Origin of the sequence: Pseudoalteromonas sp. H103 (assembly GCF_001469205.1) — a bacterium.
In the GTDB taxonomy this organism is placed as follows: domain Bacteria; phylum Pseudomonadota; class Gammaproteobacteria; order Enterobacterales; family Alteromonadaceae; genus Pseudoalteromonas; species Pseudoalteromonas carrageenovora.
Window position 1 is genome coordinate 1 of sequence record NZ_LOFG01000009.1, and the last position, 26,512, is coordinate 26,512.

Genomic DNA, 26,512 nt, shown 5'->3' on the forward strand with positions numbered 1-26,512 from the left:
ATTCAAAACCGAAGTTTTATTTAACTCTCTGAGCCGCTGCTGCCTTGCTATGCATCGGCGTTTCCCGTCTCAGTGGGGTCGCATTATAGGGAGATCCAAAAACAGATCAACCCTTTTTTTAGATCTTTTTACTGTTCGAACAAAAATACAGCAAAACACGGTAAAACCTCATCAAAACAGCCATAAGCTGATGCTTTTTTACACTCTTCTTTATTATTTAATACAAATATCATTGCTATGTTCAATTAAGACGTTAAGATAGCAAGTTCACAATGTTAAATTAATGTTTATTTCCTGTTTATTGGTAGATCTAAAATGAAATTACCCGATCAAAAATCTTTTATCTTCTCTGTTATTCTTGCTGTAGTTGGTTTTGTTATTGTTGAGTTTGCTTTAGGCAGCTTAGCTTTAAGCCCTGCACTACTATTTGGTGCTGGTTTATTAATAGGTGCGATTGCTATTGCAGCAATGTCATCTGAAGGTGTTGAAGAAACCGAAGTTAAAACAAAAACACTTTATGTTGGCAATCTACCTTATCGTGCAAACGAAGGTGTGGTTCGTGCTTTGTTTGAAGAACAAGGTAAAGTGTTTAACGTACGCCTATTAAAGGATAAAAATACAGGCAAGCGTCGTGGCTTTGGTTTTGTTGAAATGGCGCAGGCAGATGCAGATAATGCAATTGCTAAGCTTAACGACAGTGAGTTTCAGCAACGTACTTTAAAAGTACGCGAAGCAAAACAAAAACAAGAAGATGATTCTAGTGCTCTTCGCACTGAGACGGATCAATCAGTGTAACTAGTTTTATCGCTAGTTTATCACTATTAATATCAGCCGTTGCATAGTAATGCAGCGGCTTTTTTATGTCTGAAGGTTTTTTTGCTATAAGGTTTGATTGAGCCAATAAAAAATGAACTCTATTTGCTATAGCTTGACCTGAATCTAACAACTGTACATCTCCCTTGAAGTACTCCCTAATAGGGTTGGCTAATATAGGGAAATGCGTACAGCCTAATACAAGCACGTCAGTATTTTTATCTACTTTTAGGCTATCAAGCTCTTGATGGAGTTTGAGCATGTCTAAGGCTTGTGTGTAAAAATACTGCTCAGCTAAAGCAACCAACTTAACGCTGCTATATAAGTTAACCGTTACATTACGTGCGTGTTCAGTAATTAAAGTTTTTGTATATCGACTTGTGACTGTAGCAGGTGTTGCCAATAGCGCTATGTGATTAGTACGAGTAAGCTCTGCTGCAGGCTTTATTGCAGGTACTACACCCACAATAGGAATAGAGGTTATTTTACGAACAGCACTCAGTGCCGAAGTTGAAGCCGTATTACACGCTATAACAATTAAATCAACACTCAACTTATTGCTATTAATAAAATGGATTAATGAATATAAGCGATTAATGATTGTTTGTTGGGACTGCGCTCCGTAGGGAAGTAGTGCGTTATCCATAAAATAACTGTACTGAGCATCAGGAATGCTTTGCTTTATATGCTCAAGTACAGTGGTGCCACCAATACCTGAATCAAAAACCATTATATGCGCTGACAAACAACTGTTCCCACTAAACGTTAAGAACGGCAGTTTGCCATGAGGTATTTATAAAAGAAAGTAGTTTAACTTTGCTGAGTTTCTAAATCAGCGAGATCATCTGCCGCTGTGTTTAACTGATTTAAATTTTCAAACATCGATTTAGTGTAATCAACTAGCTTATCGATTTCTTGTTGATCTTGGTTTAACCATTGTAAGATCCCAGCAAGTTGATTTTGTAAGCCTAACTCACCTGCTTTTTCAAAAGCATTTTTTAGATCATCGTTAAAAGGAGCTAATGTATCAGCCACTTCTTTTTCTGGAGCAGGCTTATACTCTTCGTAGCTTTTAACAGTTGCGACCGTTTTTGTTTGACGTAAATCCATAGAAAAAGCCACCAGCTGTTCACTACCTAAACTTAACTCTTGCGCTTGTTCAAATGCTTTATCTAAATCGCCACCAAAAAATGTTGAGCTTACATTTTGTAAGTCTTCCATCATCGCATTAATTGCATCTTGCTCTTGTTCGTTTAATTCACCATTAACCGACATTGAAAAAGACACCTGGCGAGATTGCGATGACGAACTTGCATATGATTCGCTATCATTGGTTCTGCTATAACCGCTAGCTGATTGGGACTCGTATGCATCGGCAAAGCTTATGCTTACTTCATCACCTTCGGCAGTTGTAAACTTGTACTGAGCATCACTGCTCATACTTACATATTGGCCTTGGCTTATACTTACACTGGCAGGTTGAGGATTAAATAACGATTCCTCCAATGTATCTATACCGTCGAAGATACCCTCTTGTGATTTTTTAATGCCTTCTTCCATGTCGTCATTAAAAATACCAGTGCCTTTAAGTTCTTCAACGGCATCATCAATACCCATTTGTACTCCTTTGCGCGCTTCGCCAAGCATATTCTTAAGCTTGTCATCGTCAGCGCCGTTTGCTTTTGCCTTATTAACGGCGCCACTGACAAAGTCGAGTACATTTTTTACTATCTCATCAAAATCAAATAGTGATTTCTCTGCTTTTTTTTCTTGAACGGGTAAGCCTAGTTGCTCAGCCATTTTATCGCCGAGTACTTTTGCAGCAAGCTCTCTACCTCGTTGTTGATAGCTATCTTGAGGAGACTCAATTGTAGGCTGCTGAATATCAGCCTTATTATTGAATTTATTGACATTACTGTTTGGCGTAAAGTTATAGTTACCTATTTTCATAAACTGTCTCCTATGCGTGCGTAGCTATTTATCGGCCAGCGCAAATAAAACTAAAGTTAAGCGAGCAAAAAAACACCATTAACTCTAACCAAAACTAGACAAATACACAGCGCACCCTACAATAACGCCGATAAACAGATCTTAGATAAGGTAGTAGCGTTAATGGCAGTTATTAAAATAGATACCACACAGTACCAAGCGCAATTAAGTGAAAAAGAGCAGCGTATAAGTGCACAGTTTCGACGTTTTGGTGTGGAGCAGCTAGAAGTATTTAGCTCAGAGCCAACTAACTACCGTCAACGCGCAGAGTTTAGAGTATGGCACGATGGCGACGATCTGTTCCATATTATGTTTGATCAACAAACAAAAGAAAAAATTCGCGTAGATACATTTGATCCTGCGGCACCTCTTGTAGATGAAATCATGCAGGTGATGATTGAAAATCTTAAACCATGTGAGATTTTACGCCGCAAGCTATTTCAAATAGATTACCTATCAACCCTAAGCGGTGAAATTTTAGTGAGCCTGCTTTATCACAAACCACTAGATGAGCAGTGGCTAACTGAAATAAAAGCACTTAAAGAAAAACTAAGCAGCAAGTACAAAATTGATTTTATTGGCCGTGCCCGTAAACAAAAAGAAGTACTTGGTGATGACTTTGTTACTGAGCGTTTAACTGTTAACGGCCAAGAGCTTATTTACCAACAAGTTGAAAACAGCTTTACTCAGCCAAATGCTAAAGTAAATATTAATATGCTTGAATGGGCGCAAGACTTATGTAAACCACTTAAAAATGATTTATTAGAGCTTTATTGCGGTAACGGTAACTTTTCTATTGCACTGGCGGGTTCTTTTAATAAAGTACTAGCAACTGAAATATCTAAATCGTCTGTTCACTCTGCTCAGTATAACATTGCCAAAAACAATGTAGATAATCTCGATATTATACGTATGTCGAGCGAAGAGTTTACTCAAGCAATGAATGGTGAGCGTACTTTCTCTCGCTTAGAGGGCATAGATTTAAAAAGCTACGACTGCCAAACCATATTAGTTGATCCACCGCGCGCAGGCATGGATGAGTTAACGTGTGATTTAGTGGCTAATTACGAAAATATAATTTATATATCGTGTAATCCAGAAACCCTTGAGCGTGATCTTGATCATTTAACTCGTACGCATAACGTTAAGCGCTTTGCGATATTTGATCAGTTCCCTTATACGCATCACATAGAATCAGGTGTTTTCTTACAGCGTAAATAACCAACCAAAATTAAAGTGCCAGTACTTTTATAAGTGCTGGTATTTGTTCTTCACTAAACACTTGAATCCCATTCTTCATTAATAATGCTGCAGTTAAACCTAGACCTTCGATTTTTACTCCGCGATGCTTTCCATCATATATTGTATTTCGTCCACAAGAAGGGCTCGATTCTTTAAGTAGAGCAAAACGAACTTTATTCTTTTTACAAACTTCTAGCGCTATATTAGCCCCAGTTTGAAATTGCTCTGTAACATCCTCTCCTGAATTAGTAATTACTCTCCCCTGTATTATTTCAGCAGGAGCTCTAGGAGTAGATAGCCCACCAACAACTTCAGGACAAAAGGATATTATTTTCTTATTACTTTGCCATACCCGTAATTGTGGATGCTGTAATGTTTGTCCTTTTCCATCATAACGAACAGGCTGCCCTAGCAAGCAACTCGATACTAATATTTTTTCCATTGCTACATCCTTATAAAGCAAAAAAGCTCCCTGAGGAGCTTTTTTAGTTTTAGCTAAATTTATTTGCTAGCTAAATAATTAATCAGTTTACCAATGTCTTCTGGCTCAGTAATACCCGACTCTCGGCCAAGGTTTAATTTGTACTTACCATTTACAATAAATGTAGGTACGCCACGTAGTGCGCCTTTTTCTTTAAAGTAGTTTTGATCGCGTTTCATTTTAGAGCTTAGCGTACGTACCGAGAAGCTTTTGAAAAGCTTATCAAACTTATCGCCATCTACACCTTGTGCTACAAATATATCTTTTACATCAGCAAGCTCATTAAACTTAGCGCGCTTGGTATGAATGTGATTAAAAATTGCAGAAACAATTTTATCTTTTTGTGGAAGCACTTCAGCTGTCGCTAGCGCTTGGCTCATCATTTGTTGATTTTCTGGGTCACGAACACCTACAAAATCCACATGGCTCTTTTTAAATTTAACATTTTTATCAAGCTTAGGTTTAAACTCACCAATTAATGCTTCCATGTTATTACATGCAGGGCAGTAAAATGAGAAAAACTCTTTAATCTCTGGTTTTTTAGTTGCACGCTCAGATACCACGTCGTAATGCACGCCTTCTTCATACGTTGCTGCAAAACTAGTTGCTGCCATTGGCAGTAATACTGCAAGTAAACCTGCTTTAACTAATTTGATCATTATTATTATTCTCCGAGATTAAAGTGTTAGTAAAAAAGCAACTAACTCATCAAGTTCTTGCTGATTATTGATGGTGTTAATATTTATTTTATATTTATCGTTAACTATAAAAGTAGGCACGCCTGTAAGTGCGCCAATTTTCGAGTATTTATTTTGTTTGTCTTGCATTGCACGTTCAGCGGCAATAATTGGCATACTTGCAATGTCTTGATCGAATGTCGCGCTATCAATACCGTTAACTTCAAGTAACTTTTTAACGTCTTTCATTTGCGTTAAAGGAGCACGTTGAACATGAATGCTTTTGAATATTTGATCGCTAATGCTTTGCGCCTGCCCATGTTTTTTGCCAATTAAGTAGGCATAGCTCAAATTGCTTTGTGCTTGTGGCGAAACGCCGCCTAAAAAGTTCACATGGTTTTTAATGAACTCTGTACCTTCAGGTAGGTTTTTTTCGATTGCTTTAGCAACTGGCTCAAATTTAAAACAGTGCGGGCAATAGTAAGAAAAAAACTCGGTTACCTGTGGCTCCGCGCTTTTATCTACATCAATCACTGTATATTGGTTATCGGCTTCAAACTGTGCAGCAAGTGCTGCAAATGGTAAACATAAAAGTAATAAACTCAGTTTCAATTTTTTAAGCATTGGTATCTCGTTGTACTTATCTTTAAATAAAATATTATGGCAATAACTTAAGCGGTGCTTCTTGCAGTGCTGCAAGCTGCTCTTTTAGCGCTAAAATTTGTTGCTCCCAGTATTTGTCATCTGCAAACCACGAAAAGTTCCGTACAAAAGCAGGATCGCTCCATCGTTTAGCTACCCATCCCATGTAATGAATAATACGCATCGCTCGCAGCGGTTCAATCAATTTGAGTTGAGTGTGGTCAAAATCACAAAACTCTTCATACGCATTTACAAGGGTGTCTAACTGTAACAGTTGCGTAGCCCTATCGCCACTGAGCATCATCCATAAATCTTGAATAGCAGGACCTTGACGGCTATCATCTAAATCAACAAACATTAACGCATCACCTGCCCACAATATGTTACCTGCATGGCAATCTCCATGTAAGCGAATACTGTGCGTATCTTTATACTGCGTTTGTGCCTGCTCTATTACTAAATCTAAAATAGTGTAAAAAGCAGTACTTATTCCCATTGGCACCAAGTTACTTTTTTGAAGATGAACTTTGGCTGTATGTAAGTATTCTTCACAGGTAAGTGTTGGTCTATGCGTAAATGGTTTGGTTTTAGCAACTTGATGCATACGGCCAATTAATCGCCCCATCACGTCAAGTTGATCTAGGTTATCAACCTCGAATAGGCGTCCACCTACGCTTGGAAATAACACAAACAAATAGCCTTGGTGCTCAAACAAGCTTTTTCCATTATATTTAACCGGTGCAACTACTGGTACTTCTGCCTCTGCTAGTTCAAATGCAAAATCATGTTCTTCTTGAATTTGCTCTTTGCTCCAGCGTTCTGGGCGATAAAACTTTACTACGTAGCGCAGGCCATCTTCAGCCTTAAATTGATAAACTCTGTTTTCGTAACTGTTAAGTGCTAATAAACCCGACTCAGCATAAATGCCTACCGTTTCTATAGCATCGAGTATTAGGTCGGGTGTTAGGTCAATAAAGCTAAATTTACTCATACTCTTCTTATATAAAATAAAAGCGGGTTATTCACCCGCTTTTGTTAATTGCTATAACTTCCTACTTATTGGGTAAGCCGATATTACCGTGCTTTAAAAAAGTTACTTGGCTGCGATATCGTTTCGTCAGGTTCACTGACTGGCGAAAGCACAAAGTTGAACTCGGTCATTGGTGCTTTTAAATCATAAGGGTCCATTACAAGCGAAAGTGGTACATTGTGAGACTGACCAGCTTGCACAGTAAATGTTTGCTTACCTATGTATTTAAAGTTATCAAGTCCTTGGACCTTAATGTTAAAGGTTTGCTCGTATTGCGCTTTATTAATCACTTTTAACGTGTAAGTGTTTTCTACCAAACCATCAAAGTCGACACGGTATAATTGGTTTCTATCACGGATAATATCAAAGTCCATGGTTTTACGCAGTGCTATATTAGCGACAAGCGCCCCCGTAAGTACAACAAGTATGACCGTATAACCTATGATTTTAGCTCGTAGTGGATTCGTTTTATTTTCAGGTGTTTCTAGGTTTCGCTCTGTCGTATATGAAATAAGCCCACGCGGATAGTCCATTTTGTCCATCACACCATCACAGGCATCAATACACGCACCACAGTTAATACATTCAGCTTGTAGGCCATTACGAATATCTATACCTGTTGGGCATACTTGAACACACAAATTACAGTCTATGCAGTCGCCCATTTCTAGGTCTTCATGAGCAACTTTACGCGAACGTGGACCACGGCTTTCGCCTCTTTGCTCATCGTACGTTACGGTGTAAGTATCTTTATCAAACATAGCAGATTGAAAGCGTGAATACGGACAAATATGTAAACACATAATTTCACGCATCCAGCCAGCGTTGGCATAAGTACATGCAGCAAAGAAGATAATACTTATTAATGCATAACCACCGACGCTAAAAGTGACAAAATCAGGGAGCAGTTCTCTAATGGGTGTAAAGTAGCCTACAAACGAGATTGCGGTATACAAAGAAAACAAGATCCAGCTGGAATGCTTGGCTGTTTTTCGCCAAAACTTATCAAAATCCATTGGCCGTTGATCGAGCTTTTTACGCTGATTTGCCGTTCCTTCAAACTTTTCTTCAAACCAGATAAAAATAAAGGTCCATACGGTTTGTGGGCAAGTATAACCACACCACACCCGGCCATAAAAAGTGGTAACTAAAAATAGCGCAAACGCTGCCAACATAAATATAAACGCAAGAATAGTAAAATCTTGAGGCCAAAGCGTTAAACCAAAAATATTATACTTTTGGCCAATCAAATCAAACAATACAGCTTGTTGCTCGTTAAAATTGATCCAGGGTAATACCATAAAAGCGAGCATGCCTAAAAAGCCAATACGCTGCCTGAGTAACTGATGGAGGCCTTTTACAGCACGCACATAAATACGATTTCGGGGATTAAACCTGTCATCATCTCGGCTTAAATCCGGCTTTTGGATTTTTACCTCTGCAGGTATATTTTTTACTTTAATTTGCTTGTCCATCGAAGTTCCTCAACGCCGCTTGGAAATAAAAATTCAGCAATACTCAAGTACTCTATAACTAAAGCGTGCACGTTACATGCTTGGCATATTTAGGTGAATAAATAGTCTCTTGAATAGTTTCAGATATTTCAGAAATATCTGACTGCTGTTAGCTATTATAACAATATTGGCTAGAATTACTGACTTAGATTGCTAATAATTTATTCATCTCAGTTACTTGCTTTTAAAATGCAGTTTATTACACTGCATGGTAATTTAACCCTATTTAGATCAAGGTTTACGTATCCATGAAAAAATTTATTATATTGGTAGTGCTGATCCTTGCCTTTTTCACAATTGACCATCCTTTAATAAAAGAACCCCGTGAAAAGTTATTAGGAGAAGGCATTGGCTTTTTAAGTGATGCCAGCAAAGTAAACAGAAGCCCTGCTGCAAACATGGCTAAAAATAGGGTAGCCGCTCAGTTAAAGCTTTCTGAATCTGAGCAAGAGTACATAGAAAAAACATTTACGACTGATGATTCAGTACAGCTTTTTCATTTACGTTACTGTCGTGAGCGCGATCTTAACTTGTATTTTTACGATCAGCGTTTAAACACAGTATGTAAAATAGTCTCTGAAGCTTTAGAGCAAAAGCGAGCTAAGTAATGGATTTTTCTAACCTAAATAAAAAAGCCAGCGACTCGTTTTATAAGCAACGCAATATGCTCAAGCAATTAGCCCAAGGTAAAACGCTTAAGTGTGAAAAATGTAATGGAGTTTTAACGCTTGATCTAGCCACCAGCGAATCGGGTAAAGGCTTAGTAAAGTGCAAGCAAGGCTGCACTGATATTGTTTTAGAACTAGGCGCTTAGATTAAGCGCCTAAAAGGCAAAGCAAATTACTCGTCCCAACTATCATCTGTAATTAAACCACTATTAATAGCAACAACTTCAATCAGCTCTGCAAAACCTAATGCAAAATCACCCATAGATTCATACTGATATTGGCACAATGCGTCTGAGGTCATATTATTTTGTGCTGCAATTTGTGTTACGGCTTGCTGATCAAGTGCAAAAAAGCTAAGCGTACTAAGTGCACTTTCTAGTGCTTGTTTAAATTCGGCATCTAACTCGGGAGCATTTAAAAGAGGCTCAGCATACGCTTTCGTCGCCACTAAAAAACCTTCACTCCACGGCTTACAAAACTCAAGGTTAAACTCTATTGGTAACTTGTATCCAGTTTCAAACACTTGCTCACTAATTTTATGATAAAGCGCCATGAATAAAAACAGCATCTCTTCGTCTAAGTCGTTAGCTGTGTTTGGTAGTATTTGTGCAAGCCACTCATGCACATCTAGTGGGCTGGGCGAACAAATAACGCCAAATAAGTAACCTTCACTTTGCTCAAGGGTCATAGCTTGAGGCTGAGTGTTTAAAAACGTGCTGAGCTGCTTTGCATGCAACTCAGTAAATTGGGGTATTTGCATTAAAACTCTTTATATTGAAACAATTAAAAATTGAGCGGGTAGCGACCTTGGTTATCTGGTCGGCCTAAAAACTTAACCGCATCATGTACATCTTTTGGTAAGCTGGCATCTGGTTTTACATAACCGGCGACACTAAAATCAAAATTAGCTTTAAGTGTAGCATCTGCTTCAAGGCCTAACGTATTATCTGGGTCAATTAATATAGCTATATCACCCGACTTACAGCTTAACTTGCCTCCTAGAGGGCCTATATTAAACCAGCCATTTAACCCTTGCACATCAATACTTGGGCTCGCGATCTCACCCTTTAACGATTCGCAATAAGGTGCACCCGAGCCATATTCTTCAAGTTCTAATATTACGCGACCTTTAGCTGTTACTGGCAATGGTAGCTGTATTCTTCCCATCGCACGCTCAACCGTTGAGCGAACTAAACCATCGGTTACTTTTACTTTGTTATTAAATAACCCATAACTTATGTCGGCATATCCTGAAATATCACTACGTTCACGCGCATTACCAAATTTAATATTTGCGTTTAACTTACCAGTAAATAATTGCCAGCCTGCTATATCCCACCGTACATTATTTAGTTGCTCGCCCTCAAAGCGTACTTGCATCATTTGCCCTTCCCACACAGTACCAACAGTTTGGCCAATTTCTAACTGTTTAGGCAAGTAGGGTTTTGCTATATCAAGCGCTATAACCGCCGGTAATTTAATAATACAAAACACAATAAAACTGACTAAAAATACAGCCGATAACATTATTATTTTTTTCATTAATTAATTCTCTAATACCAAGCGGCTTACACGTACATAACCCGATTTGTCGTCACGGCTTAAATCTAAATTTTCAATTTTTAAACCATGCTGATTTACCAATTCGTCTAACCATTCGATTAGTTGATTAAACTCTACAGAGTCGAGCGTTAAACGAAGTGACCCCGTACTAGGCTGCATTTTACTAATATCTATTTGATAACGACCACGTGTAGAGTTAACAACTTGGCTTAAGTTTGTATTACTCGCTACGCTAGTATTACCCGCCGCTTTTAGCTTTACTATGCTTTCATCAACCCAAACAAGAAGCTCTTGTTGTTTTATTTGTGACTGTTGCGCTTTTTCTATTGCGTTATTTAATGGTCTAAATATACCCATAACTAAAACAAAAATAATAAATACGCCACCAGCGATCATAACTAATTGCTGCTCTTGCTCTTTTAGTGAGCGCCAATATTGCATTAACTGCTTCTTCATACCGCACCTCGCAGTTTAATTTCGCCCACAACATAATCACCGTCGTTATTTAAAGAGCCTTGCTCAACGGTTAAACCTTGTTTTTCGAGTATGGTTTTAACTTTACCAAATGTTTGAAAGTCTTTTGCTCTAGCGCGAATACGCAGCTCATTTCGACGCTTATCGTAGCGCAGAGTTTCTGGGGTAAATTCGCTCACCTGAGAAAACACATCAACCAAATTTGCGGTTAAGTCTAAAAAGCCAGCTTCACTTGAACCTTGCACTCTATCAAGTGCGCCTTTTATTTGGCTTTTAATTAAGTTAGGACGAACTTTTACGCCAGGAAACGCTTTTTGATATCTATCAACCACTTGCGCTTTAGCTATTTCTAGTTCCGAGTTGAGTTGGTGCAGTTCTATTGCTTTAATTGCAACCGTAGAGACTAGCGCAACGCCTGTAATAATTGCTGCGCCTTTCCAGTATCCCCACCACAATGAGCTTTTCTTTTTAAGCTGATAAAGGCCTTGGCGCAAATTAAATTTAACGCTATCTAATTGCTTTGCAAATAAAGCTAAAGGCAAGTCGTATTCATTGGTTTGTGCCTGTAGGTTAACACTTTCAGGAAAATGATTCGCAGGGCTAAAATGCTTAATGTTTGGATTGCCTAAAGCCGTTAAATAATTACTTAACCAACTTGGTTCAACCGCACTAATATGCCATTGCCCTTGTTTAAATAACCACTGGTTATTAAGTTCAATAGCAGTGGCCTCATCTTCATCTCCCGCAGGGAGTAACAGTGCATCTGGTAATATTTTATAAACAGATAAATCATGCTCTGCAAATAACGCAAGCCATTGTTCAAACCATTCACGATCGGTCATTGCTACACGTATGGCATGTTGCTCGCCAAGCATAGTTGGCTCGCCTACTGCTATAAATAAGTCATCTACATCACAGGCTATATCTTCTTCAAGCATGTACGGTAATGCTTGCTCAAGTTTACGGTTCCACTTTGTGGGTAAGGCAACTGTCTTTAATTGCACTTGGTCACTTGGTAGTAAAACAATAACTTCTCTGCTTTGTGCTTTTTCACTTAACACAGTTAAGTGGCTTGCATTGGATAATTCACCACTGGCTATTATTTCTTGTTCTTGTGGTGAGTATATTAACCAATTAAGCAGTTCTTGTTCGGTTTGACCCGTGCGGATCAACAGTATTTCTGTCACTGTACGCCTCCAAATTTTCGCGCCAGTATCGTTACGTCGCCATCTTTAGCGTGCAGTAATGTGGTCATCGAAAAACGCAATTCAACAAAGTTTGCCTGCGTTTGTAATTTAAAATATTCGCTATTAATACTAAATAAATCTTTTACAGATTCTATATTTGCTCCACCTTGTTGCTGCACCTCAGTGAAAAACTCGTCAATGCTGTCAAAGCCTGTTTCAGGGCGAGCCCCAATAACAGCTTCAGCAGCAGATAAACTCAGTTCATCAATCATGGCGCTCAAGATAAGAGCTTGTTCTGGCTGTAGTGTATTTACATTAATCAATAATAAGGGGCTGCCTGGTATTACACATACATACGGTAATACTTTTTCCATTACTAATGGGTTAAACCCTTTCACTAAACGCAGCTCCGAAGTTGACGCAAATAAGCTATTTGCAGTCATATACGGAAATTTACGAGATAAATACTCATCCTCCTCCGCGCCTGAACGATAAGTAATGCTGTCCTCATCAAGCCAATCAAATACGCTATCGGCCATCGCCTCTTCTGACTCATCTGCAGGTAAATCTTCAATATTTTCAAGTAGTGCAAATAACGCTTTATGTGCAGGGTTTGTTTTACTTGTGCTGCTTACATCAGGCTCTTGTGCTAATGCGTTTAAATTTAAACAGGCTTGTAAGTCAGTAATTTGACCACTCAAAGTACCATTATCAACCGGGTATGCAGTATTACCTTGAGTTGCCCAAATTTGATCAAGCGACGTTTTATCTGCATCATCTTTCTTGCTTTGTATAAGCCCTTTTATAGCTAACTCTTCTGCCCCGTACGCATACCACTTAGCTTGTTGATGACCTTGCAGGTTAGTGCTTTTCTGAACTTGCACCATCAAATTAGCACTCATTTCAACCGCTAAAATAGCAGCTAAAGCAACAATAAATAAAACGATAACAAGTGCTGCGCCGCGTGACGATTGCTGTTTACCCATTATCCACACTCGTATTTTGTGTTGTACTTGGAGGAGCAACAACTTTGCCCTGACCTGGAACTAAAAATACTCGACGAATAGGTTCAGCCTCTATTTGCTGAAGTGTTACAGCAACGGCTTTAGGAAGCGCTTTAATTTCCCATTGTTCTTGCCATGCGTTTTTATCATCTAAAAACTCAAACTTGAGCTCTTCTACATTTTCAAGTATTCGCTGTACACGCGGCTCCATATTATCTAGCTGGTCCACGTATACCCTGTAAACGCGTTCAAGGTTATCATCTAGCACTCTGTAACCAACGGCTTGTAATTCAGAGCGAGGTAATAAGTTAATAGGGTTTATCCAACCGTCGCGTACAAATGCAATGCCATCGTATTGGCTTTCTAATACATAGCGACCTGCTAGTAAGTATTGCTCTTGCACATCGCCCGACTCATTGCGAACTGCGCGCTTAGTCATTTGGCTAAAGTCTTGATCCATTAACCTAAAGGTAGTTTGTAACGCGTTTAACTCAGCAATTGTTTCGTCCGAGGCATCTTTTGCTTTGGTGGTGCTATCTAGTATTTGATGAGTGGCAATAATTACAAAAGCTAAAATACCCAGTGCCACCATTACTTCTAGCAACGTAAACCCGCGCTGCTTCACTTACTTACTGCCTTTGTTAAGGTAAGTCGAAAGCTCATACGCTGAGTTCTCATACTTTTCATCGGTAAATACATTGATTGTTACTTTAACAAAGCTTTTATCGGCTGTGGCTACTACCTCTTGCTGCCAAAACCATTCAACACCCGCCATTACTTCACTACCTCGTGCATTGTTTTTACCTTGCCACTGTTCACCTTTTGTACGCTGCTCAATAAGTACGTTTTCAGCGACCCAAGATGCATACGTTTGCTCTTCAATTGTTGTTAAGTGATGTATATGCTCGCCAGTTGCTTGCATGGCCGCTATACCTGCCATCGCACAAATACTTAGCGCAACCAGTACTTCTAATAACGTAAAGCCTTTATTAAACTTCATTATTCTGGCTCTCGGCGAAAATTAACTGGTGCAGTAAACTCGCCTTCAATGTAATAAACAGGTTCACTTTGCTCTTTTAATTCAAGAATTAGTTGGAACGCACTTACCTCACCCGATGATAAAATAAGCACCTGTGGGATTTTCACTTTTTTAAGCTCTAACAAGCTATCTTCATCGCCGCCGCTCATTAGCTCGCGCCAATTAGACTGCTCTAATAAGTTATCTTGCGCCCATGCTAAGTCTTCTAAATTTAAAGTGAGCTTTAATCGTTCATCTAGCTCTATGGGCTTGAATAGCTCTTCACGTTCAAAAGTTATCCATTTTTCGCCATCAAAAACTAGATACTCTAACGTATTCTCTTCAACTAAAAAGCCAAGCTCAACCTGGTTTAAAATTGCAAATTCAGATGCCATATTAATGGTGGTATGCAGCCTAAGCGCTTGAGTATCTAACTCATCTTCGGCGCCACCTTCTAAGCTGTATACCACCATTTTTGTGGCAAAAGCGATGATCACTAATACCACTAAAATTTCTATTAAACTAAAGCCTCTACCTTTTGTATGCAGCTGCTTAAGGCTTACTTGCATAGCAAGCCTCGAGCAGTTGGGTATTTATACATAAAAGCGTATTTAGGCATTATTGTTTGTCTTCATCCCAGTTACCGATGTCATCATCAGTGCCTACTTCGCCATCTGGGCCCATAGAAAAAATATCAAACTTGCCAATTTCGCCTGGGCTAATTAACTGATACGTATTACCCCACGGATCATCTGGAAGCTCGCTAATAAAGCCGCCATCAGGAAAGCGTTTAGGAATTGGCTCAATGCTTGTTTTATTAACTAACGCTTCTAAGCCTTGCTCTGTACTTGGGTAGCTTTTATTTTTAAGCTTATACAAGCTCATAGCATCTTCAAGTTGTTGAATATCTAAATGCGCTTTATCGATAGCAGCCTCTTCTTGCTGGCCCATAATATTAGGCGCAACAATTGACATAATCATCCCGATGATAACTAGTACCACCATTACTTCTAATAAAGAAAAACCTGATTGTTTATTCACGTAAATACCTCGTTATTCTAAAAACACTAAACAAAAATGATTTAGGTAAAATCATTAATATAAAAACTTATTAAAGCCCTACAGCTTTGTTCATCGCCATTATTGGTTGCAGTATTGCCATTACTATAAACAATACAATAACAGCCATTGAGGCAATCATTGCAGGCTCAAGTAATTTAAGCGATACGTTAACCATACTTTCAAATTCTCGGTCTTGGTTGTTAGCGGCGCGCTCTAACATTTGTTCAAGCTCACCTGATTTTTCACCACTGGCTATCATATGCAGCATCATTGGTGGAAACAACTTAGTTTGTTGAAGAGCCGCTCTTAAACTCGCGCCTTCACTTACTCTGTCGGAGGCATCGCCGACTGCTTTTTTAATTTTTTCGTTAACTAATACGCTGCCTGATATACGCATGCCTTCGAGTAGCGGCACAGAACTTGACGACAAAATACTTAACGTACGTGCAAAACGAGCAGTGTTAATACCACGCGCCACTTTACCAATACCTGGCATATGCAGTACTTTATCATCCCACCAAAAGCGTATTTTAGGCTGTTTAAGCGCGTGCTTAATACCAATAGCAATTGCGGTAATCGCGATTAAACTAATAAACCAATAATTTTGCACAAAGTGACTGCCAGCCATTACCCACTCGGTTGTCCATGGCAGTACTTGTTTGGTTTTCTCAAATGTTTTTAATATTTTTGGTACAACCGTACCAAGTAATACCGATACAATACCAATCGCAAATATTACCAAAATAATGGGGTAAACCATGGCCTGCGTTATTTGGCTACGCATATGTTGGCGCTGTTCGGTGTAATCGGCAAGGCGGTTAAGTACCTGATCGAGATGACCAGACTTTTCACCTGCGGCTACCATCGCACGATACAAATCGTCAAATACATGCGGAAACTCGCTCATACCATCAGCAAGCGTATAACCTTCTACTACTTTTGAACGTACTGACATGAGCATACGCTTTAAACGCGGCTTTTCACATTGCTCAGCAACAGCCATAACAGCGCCTTCAACTGGCAATGCCGATTGAATAAGCGTGGCTAATTGACGAGTAATAAGCGCAAGATCTGACGTTGAAATAGTCGGTTTAAAAAAGCTGCCAAGTAGTGGCGCTTTTTCGCCTTTAACTTGTTTATCGCTTTGCGCAGCGGGTACAACCTCGAGCGGAGTTAACTTTTGCTCTCGTAATACTTGGCGTATTTGCTTTGCAGTATCGGCTTCTAAAATGCCTTTTTTTTCTTTTCCGCGACCATCAAGCGCACGGTATTCAAACGCCGCCATAACTAGGCTTCCTCACGGGTAACGCGCAGTACTTCTTCAAGTGTTGTTTTACCTGCAAGTACACGGCTACAGCCATCTTGACGAATGCTTGGACTTTTTTGGCGAATGTATTTTTCTACACTTTGCTCGCCCTTACCGCTGTGGATCATTTCACGTATAGCTTCATCTACAACTAGTAGCTCATGAATACCTGTACGGCCTTTGTAACCATTGAAATTACACTCTTCACACCCTACTGCACGATAAATGGTAGGTTGACTGTCAAACGGTACACCTAGCAATTGGCATTCACGTTCGTCAGCTATGTGTCCTTCCTTACACGATTTACATAAGGTACGGACTAAGCGCTGAGAAAGTACGCCAAGTAACGATGATGAAAGTAAAAATGGTTCAACGCCCATATCTTCCATACGAGTAATTGCACCTGAGGCTGTATTTGTATGTAGCGTAGACATTACTAAGTGACCAGTAAGCGATGCTTGCACACCAATTTGAGCCGTTTCAAGGTCACGTATTTCACCCACCATTACTACATCGGGATCTTGACGTAAAATTGCACGTAACCCACGTGCAAATGTCATATCTACTTTTGTATTTACTTGTGTTTGACCAATACCTGGAATTTCGTACTCGATTGGATCTTCAACCGTTAAAATATTGCGATCGCGCGAGTTTATTTGGCTCATGCCGGCGTACAAAGTGGTACTTTTACCAGAACCCGTTGGGCCAGTAACCAAAATAATACCGTGTGGTTTACTAATTAAATCGGCGAACAATTCACGATTTTGCGGCGTCATGCCTAGATCTTCTAGATTTAAGCGTGCGTTATTTTTATCAAGTAAACGCAGTACTACACGCTCACCAAAGCTCGATGGCATTGTAGATACACGAACATCAACTGCACGTCCTGCAATACGAAGGCTAATACGACCATCTTGCGGAATGCGCTTTTCAGCGATATCGAGCTTAGCCATTACTTTAATACGCGAGACGAGTAACGAAGCAAGTTTACGGTTTGGCTTAAGCACCTCTTTTAATACGCCATCTACCCTAAAGCGAATCACTAACTCTTGCTCAAAGGTTTCGATATGAATATCAGAGGCGCCTTCTTTAATTGCTTCACTAAGCATGGCATTAATAAGCTTAATGATTGGCGCGTCGTCATCGCCTGCAAGTAAGTCTTCCGTTTGTGGGAGCTCATCGGCAAGTGAAAATAAATCGACTTCGTTACCAATGTCTTCCATCATCTGTTGAGTTTCAGAGCTATCTCGTTGATAGGCGGCCTCTAATAGAAGCTCAAACTTATCATCTGGCAATTGCTCTAAAGTAAAACCACTTCCGGCTATACGACGCACTTCTAATAAAACGTTAACATCAAGCTCACCACGATAATAAACCACCGGGTGTTCGTTATTTTTACTCAGTAGCACACCTGCCCGACGGGCATATGAAAACGGTAACCGCTTTGGTGGTAACACAACTAATTCGTTAGCTGTTAATAACTCGTCAGAATGTGGCTCTGGAACACGGTGCACCACATCTTCGTTTATTTGTTCTATCGCGCTAGTCATCTTCACGCTCTGCACGTTCTTTTGCACTTAATGCTTTTAAATGTTCTTCGTAAGTCGGCGGCAGTATTAATTCATCATCCCACGACGGAAGTACAGGAGAATCTGAATTAGGCATAAGCTCTATGCCATCTTCTTTTTCTTTCATTTGCTCGCCGCGAATAAAATTATACTTATTAAAGCTTAACTTATTCATATTAACGCCATCACGAATGATTGTCGGACGAATAAACACGATAAGGTTACGCTTACGTTTTGTGGTGTTAGTCGATTTAAATAAATGACCTATAATTGGGATATCGCCTAAAATTGGCACCTTAGACACACTTTCTTGTACATCTTCATCAATTAAACCACCTAATACAACCATACCGCCATCATCGGCCATAACCGTTGTAGTAATTGCACGCTTATTAACAGAAATATCAACAGCAGTTGCACCACTAACACTTGATACTTCTTGTTCAATTAATAATTGTACCGCTGAGCCATCATTTATTTGCGGAGTGACTTTAAGTTTTACACCCACTTCTTGGCGTTCAATTGTTTGAAATGGATTATCGTTATTACTACCCGTTTGAGAGCCTGTAATAATAGGTACTTCTTGACCTACTATCATCGATGCTTCTTCGTTATCCATGGTCGTAATTGAAGGAGTCGCTAGTATGTTTGAGTTAGTATCTGTCGATACGGCTTGAATAATAGCGCCCCAGTCGTTTTTAACTAAGCCAAACGCCAAACCATTTACACCACTAAGTAATGATGCAAGTGCGGAGTAATCACCTTCTGACGTTTCATCGTAACTAGTAACTAAGCCACTTTCTGTGCCTATTACTGTTTGAGTCGTGGTTGTGTCTTGCGCTTCAACAGCGGCAACCGCTAGTGACCCAACAGGTACTGTTGAGCCGTTGTTAAACTGCAGCATACCGCCTTCTTCAGAAATCCACTGCGTACCTAAGTTAACACCATCCGACTCCATCACTTCAACAATAATGGCTTCAACAAGTACTTGCGCACGGCGAATATCAAGCCTTTCAATAACGCTTTCTAATGAGCGCATTGCATCAGGCTGAGCAGTAATAATAAGTGAGTTCGAATCTGGGTGTGCTTCTATGCTGCTTTCATTACTATTGCGGCTGCGCGTTTTAGTTGTTCCACCTTGAGCATCATCAACAAGTGATTTACTTACGCCCTGTAATACTTTTACTAAATCTTCGGCTTTTGCGTAATTTAAGTAAAATACTTTTGTATTACCTTGGCTTTCAAGTTCGCCATCTAGGCGCTTAATTAGCTCGATTGCACGAGTGCGAGCTTGTCCTTCACCACTCACAATTACGCTATTGGTTCGACCATCAGCCACTACTTTAGGGATCAAGAATTCAGGTACGCTGCCTTTCCCACTGTCTTTGTAGATGTTTTCAACAACAGAAACCACATCATCTGCCGTTGCATATTTAAGCTTAACGATGTCTACGCGCTTGTCACCGGCTTGATCCACTGAACGAATAATTTCAACTAAGCGATTTACCGACGCTGCATGCCCTGTAAGCATCATTACGTTAGCCGCGTTGAAGTTAGCAACATGGCCGCCATCTTTTTGATCACTAAATTGACGAACTAATGGCCCTAGCTCTTGCACGCTTACATTTTTTACGCGCACAACACGGGTGATCATCATATCGCCAGATGCTTCACTATTTTCAGTAATTAGGGGAACATTTGATTTTTTAGCATCAGAACTTTTTTCTACTTTAATAATGCCGTTGTCCATTTCAACAGCAGAATAGCCATAAACTTCTAATACATTTAAAAAGAATTGATAATAAAGCGCCTCATCCATTAACTCATAACTACGTACATTTACTTTGCCACGTACATTAGGGTCAATGATCACTGTTTTATTTAGGTTTTTACCAACAATATTAATAAACTCGTTGATATCTGTACCTTTAAAGTTTGCAGCGTATTCAACAGCAGAAACAGACAAAGAAATACTTGCCGCCAAAAAAAGTGCTGCGTACTTAGCTAACCCTTTTTTAATTTTTTTGAGGTGTAGCACCTGAACCATTATGTTAAAACTCCAAAGCTAAGTTATTGCAGACTAAATTGCACATCTATTTGTTCGCCATCACGTTCAATTGTGATATTGGCATCTGTGCTATTACGCAGCTCATTAATGGCTGACATGGCCTGTTTTAAATCTGTTAATTGGTAGCCATTAATTGAAATAGCTAAATCGTTATTTTTTAATCCCATTTGCTTAAATAGCTCAGGCTCTTTACCTGGACTTAAGCGATAACCAATAAGCTCACCGTCGCTCATTGCTTGCGAAACACGTATGTAATCAAATAACTTACCTGGCTCTTCTAATAGCTCTTCACGTGTTTCTATAATTGCTTCTTTTACCTCAGGGTCGGCAGTAGCATCTATTTGTAATTCACTTGGCTGTATTTTTTGCGGGCCCATTTCTGCCTCCTCGCGTGCAGCGAGTACTGGCATAGACACTTTTTTGGTAAAATCGAGCCCGTCTAACATTAATGTTTCAAAACGACCGCTCACACTTAAAATTACGCGATCGGGCAAAATTTGTGCTACTTCTGCACGCGTACCAAGTATAACCTCTTCCACAAGGTAACTTACTTGCTTACCCTGTGACTCTATAATAGCGACTCCCGCTTTATCATCGTTACTCACAGCAACAATACCGGTTAAGTTTATACTTAAGCGAGTTTCTGGCGCATCGTTGATCACTTGCGATTGCTTCGCAGTATTATTGTTGTTTGTTACAGTTTTTTTACCAAATAAAAATTGCTCAATAATATGCTGGACTGAGCGGTTGCTCGTCCCCGAAGTTTGATTAATATTATGAGTAGGCGTTAACAGAGAGACTGGTGGTCTAGGCCATAAAAGCCAAACTAATTTTGATAATAAAAATGCAAGGTAAACAACAACTAACAATGTTACCAATGCGCTTAACTTAGCATGCGGTAAACGAGTTAAAAATTGTTTTAGTTGTTGGAGTTGCTGTTCCATATATAGTGTTCTTATTTTAATTTACTGCGTTAGCGCGTACCCATAGTACCCTTTCATTTTTCATTCAACAAGCACACTAATATTAAACTTTGTAAACAGAATAAATTTAGTTTACAAGAGTGTACAAAAAACAAACGGGTGGTGTAATACCTTCATCCTACGATGATTTCATGATAAATTTTAAGCTATAAAAACGTGGGAAAATACCTTATGAGTAAAAAAAGTAACGCTAATACGGGTTCAGACCATACTGACGTGCTAAAAGTTCGATTAGATAAATGGTTATGGGCCGCTCGATTTTATAAAACACGCGCTATTGCTCGCGAAATGGTGCAAGGCGGTAAAGTACATTATAATGGGCAACGTACTAAGGCCAGTAAAATAGTTGAGCCTGGGGCAGTAATAAAGTTAGCTCAAGGCGTAGATGAAAAGCTTATTACTATACTCTCTGTGCTTGAAAAACGTCAAAGCGCCCCCATTGCACAGACCATGTATCAAGAATCTGATGCAAGTATTGCTAAACGCGAAGAAAACGCCATCGCTCGCAAAAATAACAGCTTCTTTGCTCCTCATCCGGATAGAAAACCAGATAAAAAGCAAAGGCGCGAACTTTTAAAAATGAAATCAAGTTAGGTATAGCCGCTCATGCAACAAGATCTACTTCACCGTTATTTATTTGACAACCTCGATGTTCGTGGCGAACTCGTACAAATCGAAAACGCCTATAACGAAATGATTGCCAATCATAACTACCCTCAGCCAGTTAAGGCATTATTAGGTGAGTTACTCGTTGCAACGTGTTTATTAACAGCCACCTTAAAGTTTGAAGGTGAGATAGCCGTACAACTTCAAGGTGACGGCCCGGTTAAATATGCAGTAATTAATGGCGACGATAAACAAAACATGCGCGGAATTGCCCGTATGCAAAGTGAAGTAACAGGCTCTACGGTAAAAGAATTGATAGGCAAAGGGTATATGGTCATTACCATTACTCCAACAAATGGGGAGCGTTATCAAGGTATAGTTCCTCTTGAGCATGATACTTTAAGCGAGTGTATTGAAAGCTACTTTGAGCAATCAGAGCAACTAAAAACGCGCCTTTGGTTTGCAACAGATACTAGCGAAGGTAACGCTAAAGCGTGTGGTTTATTTTTGCAGGTACTGCCAGTAGATAAACAAAAGTCGATTGATGACTTTGCCCACTTAGAAGCACTAAGTAGCACGATCAAAGATGAAGAGTTATTAGAACTTGATGCCAATACAGTACTCACGCGTCTATACCATGAAGACAACCCTCGTGTATTCGAACCTCAAGCAATTACATTTAAATGTGGTTGTAGCCGCGAAAAAACAATTACGGCGCTAGTTAATGTAGGGCAACAAGCGCTACTTGATGATGTCGCTAAAAATGGCTCAGTTAGTATAAGCTGTCACTATTGTTTAAAAGAATATATTTTTGATGAGCAAGACGTAAAAAATATTTTTAACTAAATAAGCTGTTTCATCCCACAACTAAATACAAAGCCGCAAAATATGCGGTTTTATATTATAAAAAGATGATACCGGTGTCATGAATTTTGTTAATTTACTGACACCGGTATCATTGAAATTATTCATGTTTTTTAGCAAATATATGTGTTTTTAAGGGCTTTACGGGCTCGAATATCTCAAAACCTTCTGTTACTATAATTTCAGCTTAAGGGCACTGATAACCCCAGAGCTATCCCGTTCAAACTCTCACACATTATAGTTAGGTATAAACATGACTACAGGCGCTACACGTTTTGTCGATTTAACCGCAGCTGAACTTGTCGAGCATGCGATCCGCCGCGGCGAAGGTACTTTAGCCGCAAATGGTGCTTTTGTTGCAATTACAGGAAAACGAACTGGTCGTTCACCAAAAGATCGTTTTATTGTACAAGAAGCATCTACTCAAGATGACATACAATGGGGCAACGTAAACCGCCCATTTGATGCAGACAAATTTGACGCTCTATGGGCTCGCGTAGAAGCACACGTTCAAAGTAATGACCACTTCACCTCTCACCTAGAAGTTGGCGCAGACCCTGAACACTATCTACCTGTAGTTGTTACTACAGAAACAGCGTGGCACCATATTTTTGCCAAAAACATGTTTATTGAACCACAAAACTATAACGCTTCTAATGTACCGCAATGGCAAGTAATGAACGTACCGTCATTCGTATGTGAGCCAGAGCGTGATGGTACAAACAGCGACGGTACCGTTATTATTAACTTTGCGCAGCGTAAAGTTTTATTAGCTGGTATGCGCTACGCCGGTGAAATGAAAAAGTCGATGTTTTCTGTTCAAAACTTCCTACTACCAGCTAAAGGTGTATTACCAATGCACTGCTCGGCTAATGTAGGCGAAGCTGGTGATACAGCATTATTCTTCGGTTTATCTGGTACAGGTAAAACAACACTTTCAGCAGATCCAACGCGCTTTTTAATTGGTGATGACGAACACGGCTGGGCACCAGGTAGCGTGTTTAATATTGAAGGTGGCTGTTACGCAAAATGTATCGACCTCTCACAAAAAAATGAGCCAGTGATTTGGGATGCTATTCGCTTTGGTACTATTTTAGAAAATGTAGTATTGAACGAGTCACGCATACCTGATTTTAATGATACTAGCTTAACGCAAAATAGCCGTGCAGCTTACCCGCTTGAACACGTAGAAAAACGTAAAGTAGAAAACCGCGCTGGCGAACCTAAAGCAGTCGTATTTTTAACCTGTGACGTAAGCGGTGTATTACCTCCTGTATCTGTATTATCAGAAGAAGCGGCAGCTTTTCACTTTTTAAGTGGATATACAGCAAAGGTAGGCTCTACTGAAATCGGTTCAACAAGCGATATAGAATCAACATTTTCTACATGTTTTGGTGCACCATTCTTCCCACGCCCGGCAGGTGTATACGCAGAGCTTCTTATGAAGCGAGTTCGTGAATTTGGCGCAAAAGTATACCTTGTAAATACAGGGTGGACCGGTGGTCCTTACGGAACAGGCAAGCGCTTTGACATTCCAACTACACGAGCAGTAGTCGATGCAATCGTATCTGGAAAGTTAGCTGGCGTTGAAACTCAGCATATTGATGTTTTAAATTTAGACGTGCCTGTAGCTGTGCCAGGTGTTGATACAAACTTACTTAACCCAATTAATACATGGGAAGATAAAGCAAAGTATAACGAATATGCAGCTAAACTAGCGGCTGACTTCACTGAGAACTTCGCTAAATACGATGTATCAGATGATATAAAAAATGCAGGCCCTAAAGCATAATTAGCCTTTAAGCCTTTTAAAACGCCAGCCTAGTGCTGGCGTTTTTGTTTTAAGATACAATCAAAAACTGCGACATAATGTCACACTTCATGCGCATAAAACGCGATAAAATAGCCAAATATTTAAATTATTCTGAGCATGTACATATATGGTGTTGTTTTATGATATTTAGCTTGTCGTGGCGAAAAATAGCTAGAAGAGTACATCTATATTTAGGTATATCCATAGGTGCCTTATTAACATTAATCGCCTTGTCAGGCTCTATACTCGTTTATTATCCAGAGCTTGACGGACAGTTAAATAAATTAAGTGTTCAAAGCAGTAATACTATTAACTGGGATGAAGCCTACGCGACTTTAAAATATAAGTATCCAGACAGACTAGGCTCTTGGCGATTAGAAAATACAGCTACAGGCTCTGTAATACCTGCACGATACTACAAACCAATTGAGACAAAAGGCCAAGCATTTGCTCCATTAATGGTCTGGCTTAACCCTATAGGTACACAGATCATTCGTGATGATTTTTGGGGAAATTACTTTGTAACCTGGGTATATAACCTGCACTTTTCATTACTTACAGGCAGTACTGGGACATTAATTGTTGGCTATATAGGAATAGGAACTCTCATTCTTATTTTATCTGGATTGTGGGCATGGTGGCCAAAAAGAGGCTATTGGGCTAGATCGTTAAAATTCAAAGCCCGTAGCACTAAGCTTGGGCTATTATATGATTGGCATAAGTTTATAGGGTTATGCTTTATTCTACCTCTACTCGTTTTAACCATTACTGGCATTATGCTAGCGATACCAAATCAAACCGACCCGATAATCACAGCATTATTAGGTAAAATTGAAAAACCTACTACAACAGTAATAAAACCAAAAAACTATATATTGCTATCCGATGCAATTGAATTAGCACAAAAAGCTATGCCTAGCGCAAGGCTTGCTTGGATTGAAACACCTTCATCTAGTAACGCTGTATATCGATTTAGATTACAAACAACTAATGACCCATCTCATCGTTTTCCCCACAGCCATGTCGAAATAAATGCAAATTCGGCTGAAATCATAAGTGTATTTAACGTTGATAATAAAAGCCCAGCGACTAAAGTCAAAAATTGGCTACACCCTCTTCATGATGGGACTATTGGAAACCATCCCCTTAGAGTTTTATGGGTATTATCAGGTATAGCAAACGCCTTACTTTTTAGCCTTGGACTATATAGATGGCTACTTAAAACAAGAAGAATTAATAACTATTAACTAAGTTATAAATTTATAGGATTACCCTTACAAGAAGTTACAGCCAGTAATGAAAGCTTGTATGATTTTAACGAAGTAATACAAGCTAAAATAGCCTTAACAACACTCTGAGTACCTTTATTAAAACAAGCTAATGATGTCACTTTAATTCACTTCTTGTGGCGATAGACAAAGATTTTCTAACTGTACTTTAACACTTCTTAATATCGTGTTAGAGATAACTAATGCCACATTATCTATAATAAAAGTACATAGGAGCGGCCACTACTGAGTTTGGCATGGGCTCTTGGCTATTTACTAAACCCCAGACAGCAAAAAACCCGTCACATTACTGTAACGGGTTTCTCTTATTTGAAGCCTGGTAATGTCGTAGTGCCCACAGCGCTCGAGAGTCACATAGCAAATGCTACACTACCATTGTGTCGGGGCGGCCTTGTGCGGGGCTCGCCTTCGCGCTGTTTTGTTTGACTACTGAGCTCGGCATGGGCTCTTGGCTATTTAGTAAACCTCAGACAGCAAAAAACCCGTCACATTGCTGTAACGGGTTTCTCTTATTTGAAGCCTGGTAATGTCCTACTTTCACATAGCAAATGCTACACTATCATCGGCGCTGTTTCGTTTCACTACTGAGTTCGGCATGGAGTCAGGTGGGTCCAAAACGCTATTGTCACCAAGCAAATTTGGTGCAAAGGA

The 26,512-nt window shown here is 39.5% G+C and carries 28 protein-coding genes and 1 rRNA gene; 8 read left to right on the forward strand and 21 right to left on the reverse strand.

Features of this window, described 5'->3' with window-relative positions:
• Window positions 1-315 precede the first annotated feature (315 nt).
• On the forward strand, window positions 316-795 hold the full coding sequence (locus ATS74_RS06985; protein ID WP_058548212.1) for an RNA recognition motif domain-containing protein: 480 nt from the start codon (window positions 316-318) through the stop codon (window positions 793-795).
• Here the strand turns inward: ATS74_RS06985 and murI are convergent.
• Both murI and ATS74_RS06995 read right to left on the reverse strand, forming a co-directional pair.
• Entirely contained in the window at window positions 758-1,558 is an 801-nt protein-coding gene (gene murI / locus ATS74_RS06990) for a glutamate racemase (RefSeq protein WP_058548213.1), read from the reverse strand. The two genes, ATS74_RS06985 and murI, sit on opposite strands and share 38 nt — an antisense overlap.
• A 65-nt stretch (window positions 1,559-1,623) precedes the next feature.
• Window positions 1,624-2,763 (reverse strand): DUF5610 domain-containing protein, encoded by a 1,140-nt coding sequence (locus tag ATS74_RS06995; protein WP_058548214.1) that lies wholly within the window; start codon window positions 2,761-2,763, stop codon window positions 1,624-1,626.
• A gap of 162 nt (window positions 2,764-2,925) precedes the next feature.
• Between ATS74_RS06995 and trmA the strand changes: the two genes are divergently transcribed.
• The gene (trmA, locus tag ATS74_RS07000) at window positions 2,926-4,023 is read left to right on the forward strand and encodes a tRNA (uridine(54)-C5)-methyltransferase TrmA (protein ID WP_058548215.1); all 1,098 of its coding nucleotides are present in this window, start codon (window positions 2,926-2,928) and stop codon (window positions 4,021-4,023) included.
• 10 nt (window positions 4,024-4,033) lie between these two features.
• Here the strand turns inward: trmA and ATS74_RS07005 are convergent, their stop codons facing one another.
• The 5 genes from ATS74_RS07005 to ccoG all read right to left on the reverse strand — a co-directional run bounded on the left by ATS74_RS07005 (window position 4,034) and on the right by ccoG (window position 8,349).
• Window positions 4,034-4,486, reverse strand: coding sequence for a DUF523 domain-containing protein (locus tag ATS74_RS07005; protein WP_058548216.1), 453 nt, complete (start codon window positions 4,484-4,486; stop codon window positions 4,034-4,036).
• Window positions 4,487-4,545: 59 nt separating this feature from the next.
• Window positions 4,546-5,184 carry a thiol:disulfide interchange protein DsbA/DsbL gene (locus ATS74_RS07010; protein ID WP_058548217.1) on the reverse strand — a complete coding sequence of 213 codons (639 nt, stop codon included), beginning with the start codon at window positions 5,182-5,184 and terminating at the stop codon, window positions 4,546-4,548.
• Between the two features lie 18 nt (window positions 5,185-5,202).
• Window positions 5,203-5,826, reverse strand: coding sequence for a thiol:disulfide interchange protein DsbA/DsbL (locus ATS74_RS07015; protein WP_058548218.1), 624 nt, complete (start codon window positions 5,824-5,826; stop codon window positions 5,203-5,205).
• Window positions 5,827-5,860: 34 nt separating this feature from the next.
• On the reverse strand, window positions 5,861-6,835 hold the full coding sequence (locus ATS74_RS07020) for a serine/threonine protein kinase (protein ID WP_058548219.1): 975 nt from the start codon (window positions 6,833-6,835) through the stop codon (window positions 5,861-5,863).
• 83 nt (window positions 6,836-6,918) lie between these two features.
• Complete coding sequence (ccoG, locus tag ATS74_RS07025) at window positions 6,919-8,349, reverse strand: cytochrome c oxidase accessory protein CcoG (protein ID WP_058548220.1); 1,431 nt, start codon at window positions 8,347-8,349, stop codon at window positions 6,919-6,921.
• Between the two features lie 287 nt (window positions 8,350-8,636).
• Here ccoG and ATS74_RS07030 point away from each other — a divergent pair, with 287 nt between their 5' ends.
• Complete coding sequence (locus tag ATS74_RS07030; RefSeq protein ID WP_058548221.1) at window positions 8,637-8,996, forward strand: hypothetical protein; 360 nt, start codon at window positions 8,637-8,639, stop codon at window positions 8,994-8,996.
• Window positions 8,996-9,202, forward strand: a complete 207-nt coding sequence (locus tag ATS74_RS07035; protein WP_058548222.1) for a hypothetical protein — start codon at window positions 8,996-8,998, stop codon at window positions 9,200-9,202. The genes ATS74_RS07030 and ATS74_RS07035 overlap by 1 nt, the downstream gene beginning before the upstream one ends.
• A 26-nt stretch (window positions 9,203-9,228) precedes the next feature.
• On the opposite strand, the gene ATS74_RS07040 is transcribed toward ATS74_RS07035, so the two are convergent.
• From ATS74_RS07040 to gspC, 13 genes are all read right to left on the reverse strand, one after another.
• Entirely contained in the window at window positions 9,229-9,816 is a 588-nt protein-coding gene (locus ATS74_RS07040; protein WP_058548223.1) for a UPF0149 family protein, read from the reverse strand.
• Between the two features lie 23 nt (window positions 9,817-9,839).
• Window positions 9,840-10,598, reverse strand: coding sequence for a type II secretion system protein N (locus ATS74_RS07045; protein ID WP_058548224.1), 759 nt, complete (start codon window positions 10,596-10,598; stop codon window positions 9,840-9,842).
• A gap of 3 nt (window positions 10,599-10,601) precedes the next feature.
• Window positions 10,602-11,075 (reverse strand): type II secretion system protein GspM, encoded by a 474-nt coding sequence (gene gspM, locus ATS74_RS07050; RefSeq protein WP_058548225.1) that lies wholly within the window; start codon window positions 11,073-11,075, stop codon window positions 10,602-10,604.
• Window positions 11,072-12,280: a type II secretion system protein GspL gene (gene gspL, locus ATS74_RS07055; protein WP_058548226.1), complete on the reverse strand. Its 1,209-nt coding sequence runs from the start codon at window positions 12,278-12,280 to the stop codon at window positions 11,072-11,074. The genes gspM and gspL overlap by 4 nt, the downstream gene beginning before the upstream one ends.
• Window positions 12,277-13,266 (reverse strand): type II secretion system minor pseudopilin GspK, encoded by a 990-nt coding sequence (gene gspK, locus ATS74_RS07060; RefSeq protein ID WP_058548227.1) that lies wholly within the window; start codon window positions 13,264-13,266, stop codon window positions 12,277-12,279. The genes gspL and gspK overlap by 4 nt, the downstream gene beginning before the upstream one ends.
• On the reverse strand, window positions 13,259-13,909 hold the full coding sequence (gspJ, locus tag ATS74_RS07065; RefSeq protein WP_058548228.1) for a type II secretion system minor pseudopilin GspJ: 651 nt from the start codon (window positions 13,907-13,909) through the stop codon (window positions 13,259-13,261). The genes gspK and gspJ overlap by 8 nt, the downstream gene beginning before the upstream one ends.
• Window positions 13,910-14,284, reverse strand: a complete 375-nt coding sequence (gene gspI, locus ATS74_RS07070) for a type II secretion system minor pseudopilin GspI (RefSeq protein ID WP_058548229.1) — start codon at window positions 14,282-14,284, stop codon at window positions 13,910-13,912.
• A complete protein-coding gene (locus tag ATS74_RS07075) occupies window positions 14,284-14,871 on the reverse strand; it encodes a pilus assembly FimT family protein (protein ID WP_058548230.1) in 588 nt (195 codons plus the stop codon). The genes gspI and ATS74_RS07075 overlap by 1 nt, the downstream gene beginning before the upstream one ends.
• Window positions 14,872-14,920: 49 nt before the next feature.
• Entirely contained in the window at window positions 14,921-15,343 is a 423-nt protein-coding gene (gene gspG / locus ATS74_RS07080) for a type II secretion system major pseudopilin GspG (RefSeq protein ID WP_058548231.1), read from the reverse strand.
• Between the two features lie 70 nt (window positions 15,344-15,413).
• The gene (gene gspF / locus ATS74_RS07085; RefSeq protein WP_058548232.1) at window positions 15,414-16,649 is read right to left on the reverse strand and encodes a type II secretion system inner membrane protein GspF; all 1,236 of its coding nucleotides are present in this window, start codon (window positions 16,647-16,649) and stop codon (window positions 15,414-15,416) included.
• 2 nt (window positions 16,650-16,651) lie between these two features.
• Entirely contained in the window at window positions 16,652-18,220 is a 1,569-nt protein-coding gene (gene gspE, locus ATS74_RS07090) for a type II secretion system ATPase GspE (protein ID WP_058548233.1), read from the reverse strand.
• Entirely contained in the window at window positions 18,213-20,285 is a 2,073-nt protein-coding gene (gene gspD, locus ATS74_RS07095; protein WP_058548234.1) for a type II secretion system secretin GspD, read from the reverse strand. The genes gspE and gspD overlap by 8 nt, the downstream gene beginning before the upstream one ends.
• A gap of 23 nt (window positions 20,286-20,308) precedes the next feature.
• Window positions 20,309-21,250, reverse strand: a complete 942-nt coding sequence (gspC, locus tag ATS74_RS07100) for a type II secretion system protein GspC (protein ID WP_058548235.1) — start codon at window positions 21,248-21,250, stop codon at window positions 20,309-20,311.
• Window positions 21,251-21,460: 210 nt separating this feature from the next.
• Here gspC and hslR point away from each other — a divergent pair, with 210 nt between their 5' ends.
• The 4 genes from hslR to ATS74_RS07120 all read left to right on the forward strand — a co-directional run bounded on the left by hslR (window position 21,461) and on the right by ATS74_RS07120 (window position 25,819).
• Window positions 21,461-21,883 carry a ribosome-associated heat shock protein Hsp15 gene (hslR, locus tag ATS74_RS07105; RefSeq protein ID WP_058548236.1) on the forward strand — a complete coding sequence of 141 codons (423 nt, stop codon included), beginning with the start codon at window positions 21,461-21,463 and terminating at the stop codon, window positions 21,881-21,883.
• 12 nt (window positions 21,884-21,895) lie between these two features.
• The gene (gene hslO, locus ATS74_RS07110; protein WP_058548237.1) at window positions 21,896-22,741 is read left to right on the forward strand and encodes an Hsp33 family molecular chaperone HslO; all 846 of its coding nucleotides are present in this window, start codon (window positions 21,896-21,898) and stop codon (window positions 22,739-22,741) included.
• 271 nt (window positions 22,742-23,012) lie between these two features.
• Window positions 23,013-24,551 carry a phosphoenolpyruvate carboxykinase gene (locus ATS74_RS07115; RefSeq protein WP_058548238.1) on the forward strand — a complete coding sequence of 513 codons (1,539 nt, stop codon included), beginning with the start codon at window positions 23,013-23,015 and terminating at the stop codon, window positions 24,549-24,551.
• A 161-nt stretch (window positions 24,552-24,712) separates the two neighbouring features.
• The gene (locus ATS74_RS07120; protein WP_058548239.1) at window positions 24,713-25,819 is read left to right on the forward strand and encodes a PepSY-associated TM helix domain-containing protein; all 1,107 of its coding nucleotides are present in this window, start codon (window positions 24,713-24,715) and stop codon (window positions 25,817-25,819) included.
• 560 nt (window positions 25,820-26,379) lie between these two features.
• Here ATS74_RS07120 and rrf read toward each other — a convergent pair.
• Window positions 26,380-26,494 (reverse strand): 5S ribosomal RNA (gene rrf / locus ATS74_RS07125).
• Window positions 26,495-26,512 lie beyond the last annotated feature (18 nt).

What these genes read in the sequence shown, in the direction of transcription:
- ATS74_RS06985 (WP_058548212.1), top strand. Translation starts at nt 316, where the DNA reads ATGAAATTACCCGATCAAAAATCTTTTATCTTCTCTGTTATTCTTGCT.
- ATS74_RS06995 (WP_058548214.1), bottom strand. Translation starts at nt 2,763, where the DNA reads ATGAAAATAGGTAACTATAACTTTACGCCAAACAGTAATGTCAATAAA.
- trmA (WP_058548215.1), top strand. Translation starts at nt 2,926, where the DNA reads ATGGCAGTTATTAAAATAGATACCACACAGTACCAAGCGCAATTAAGT.
- ATS74_RS07005 (WP_058548216.1), bottom strand. Translation starts at nt 4,486, where the DNA reads ATGGAAAAAATATTAGTATCGAGTTGCTTGCTAGGGCAGCCTGTTCGT.
- ATS74_RS07010 (WP_058548217.1), bottom strand. Translation starts at nt 5,184, where the DNA reads ATGATCAAATTAGTTAAAGCAGGTTTACTTGCAGTATTACTGCCAATG.
- ATS74_RS07015 (WP_058548218.1), bottom strand. Translation starts at nt 5,826, where the DNA reads ATGCTTAAAAAATTGAAACTGAGTTTATTACTTTTATGTTTACCATTT.
- ATS74_RS07020 (WP_058548219.1), bottom strand. Translation starts at nt 6,835, where the DNA reads ATGAGTAAATTTAGCTTTATTGACCTAACACCCGACCTAATACTCGAT.
- ccoG (WP_058548220.1), bottom strand. Translation starts at nt 8,349, where the DNA reads ATGGACAAGCAAATTAAAGTAAAAAATATACCTGCAGAGGTAAAAATC.
- ATS74_RS07030 (WP_058548221.1), top strand. Translation starts at nt 8,637, where the DNA reads ATGAAAAAATTTATTATATTGGTAGTGCTGATCCTTGCCTTTTTCACA.
- ATS74_RS07035 (WP_058548222.1), top strand. Translation starts at nt 8,996, where the DNA reads ATGGATTTTTCTAACCTAAATAAAAAAGCCAGCGACTCGTTTTATAAG.
- ATS74_RS07040 (WP_058548223.1), bottom strand. Translation starts at nt 9,816, where the DNA reads ATGCAAATACCCCAATTTACTGAGTTGCATGCAAAGCAGCTCAGCACG.
- ATS74_RS07045 (WP_058548224.1), bottom strand. Translation starts at nt 10,598, where the DNA reads ATGAAAAAAATAATAATGTTATCGGCTGTATTTTTAGTCAGTTTTATT.
- gspM (WP_058548225.1), bottom strand. Translation starts at nt 11,075, where the DNA reads ATGAAGAAGCAGTTAATGCAATATTGGCGCTCACTAAAAGAGCAAGAG.
- gspK (WP_058548227.1), bottom strand. Translation starts at nt 13,266, where the DNA reads ATGGGTAAACAGCAATCGTCACGCGGCGCAGCACTTGTTATCGTTTTA.
- gspI (WP_058548229.1), bottom strand. Translation starts at nt 14,284, where the DNA reads ATGAAGTTTAATAAAGGCTTTACGTTATTAGAAGTACTGGTTGCGCTA.
- ATS74_RS07075 (WP_058548230.1), bottom strand. Translation starts at nt 14,871, where the DNA reads ATGCAAGTAAGCCTTAAGCAGCTGCATACAAAAGGTAGAGGCTTTAGT.
- gspF (WP_058548232.1), bottom strand. Translation starts at nt 16,649, where the DNA reads ATGGCGGCGTTTGAATACCGTGCGCTTGATGGTCGCGGAAAAGAAAAA.
- gspE (WP_058548233.1), bottom strand. Translation starts at nt 18,220, where the DNA reads ATGACTAGCGCGATAGAACAAATAAACGAAGATGTGGTGCACCGTGTT.
- gspD (WP_058548234.1), bottom strand. Translation starts at nt 20,285, where the DNA reads ATGGTTCAGGTGCTACACCTCAAAAAAATTAAAAAAGGGTTAGCTAAG.
- gspC (WP_058548235.1), bottom strand. Translation starts at nt 21,250, where the DNA reads ATGGAACAGCAACTCCAACAACTAAAACAATTTTTAACTCGTTTACCG.
- hslR (WP_058548236.1), top strand. Translation starts at nt 21,461, where the DNA reads ATGAGTAAAAAAAGTAACGCTAATACGGGTTCAGACCATACTGACGTG.
- hslO (WP_058548237.1), top strand. Translation starts at nt 21,896, where the DNA reads ATGCAACAAGATCTACTTCACCGTTATTTATTTGACAACCTCGATGTT.
- ATS74_RS07115 (WP_058548238.1), top strand. Translation starts at nt 23,013, where the DNA reads ATGACTACAGGCGCTACACGTTTTGTCGATTTAACCGCAGCTGAACTT.
- ATS74_RS07120 (WP_058548239.1), top strand. Translation starts at nt 24,713, where the DNA reads ATGATATTTAGCTTGTCGTGGCGAAAAATAGCTAGAAGAGTACATCTA.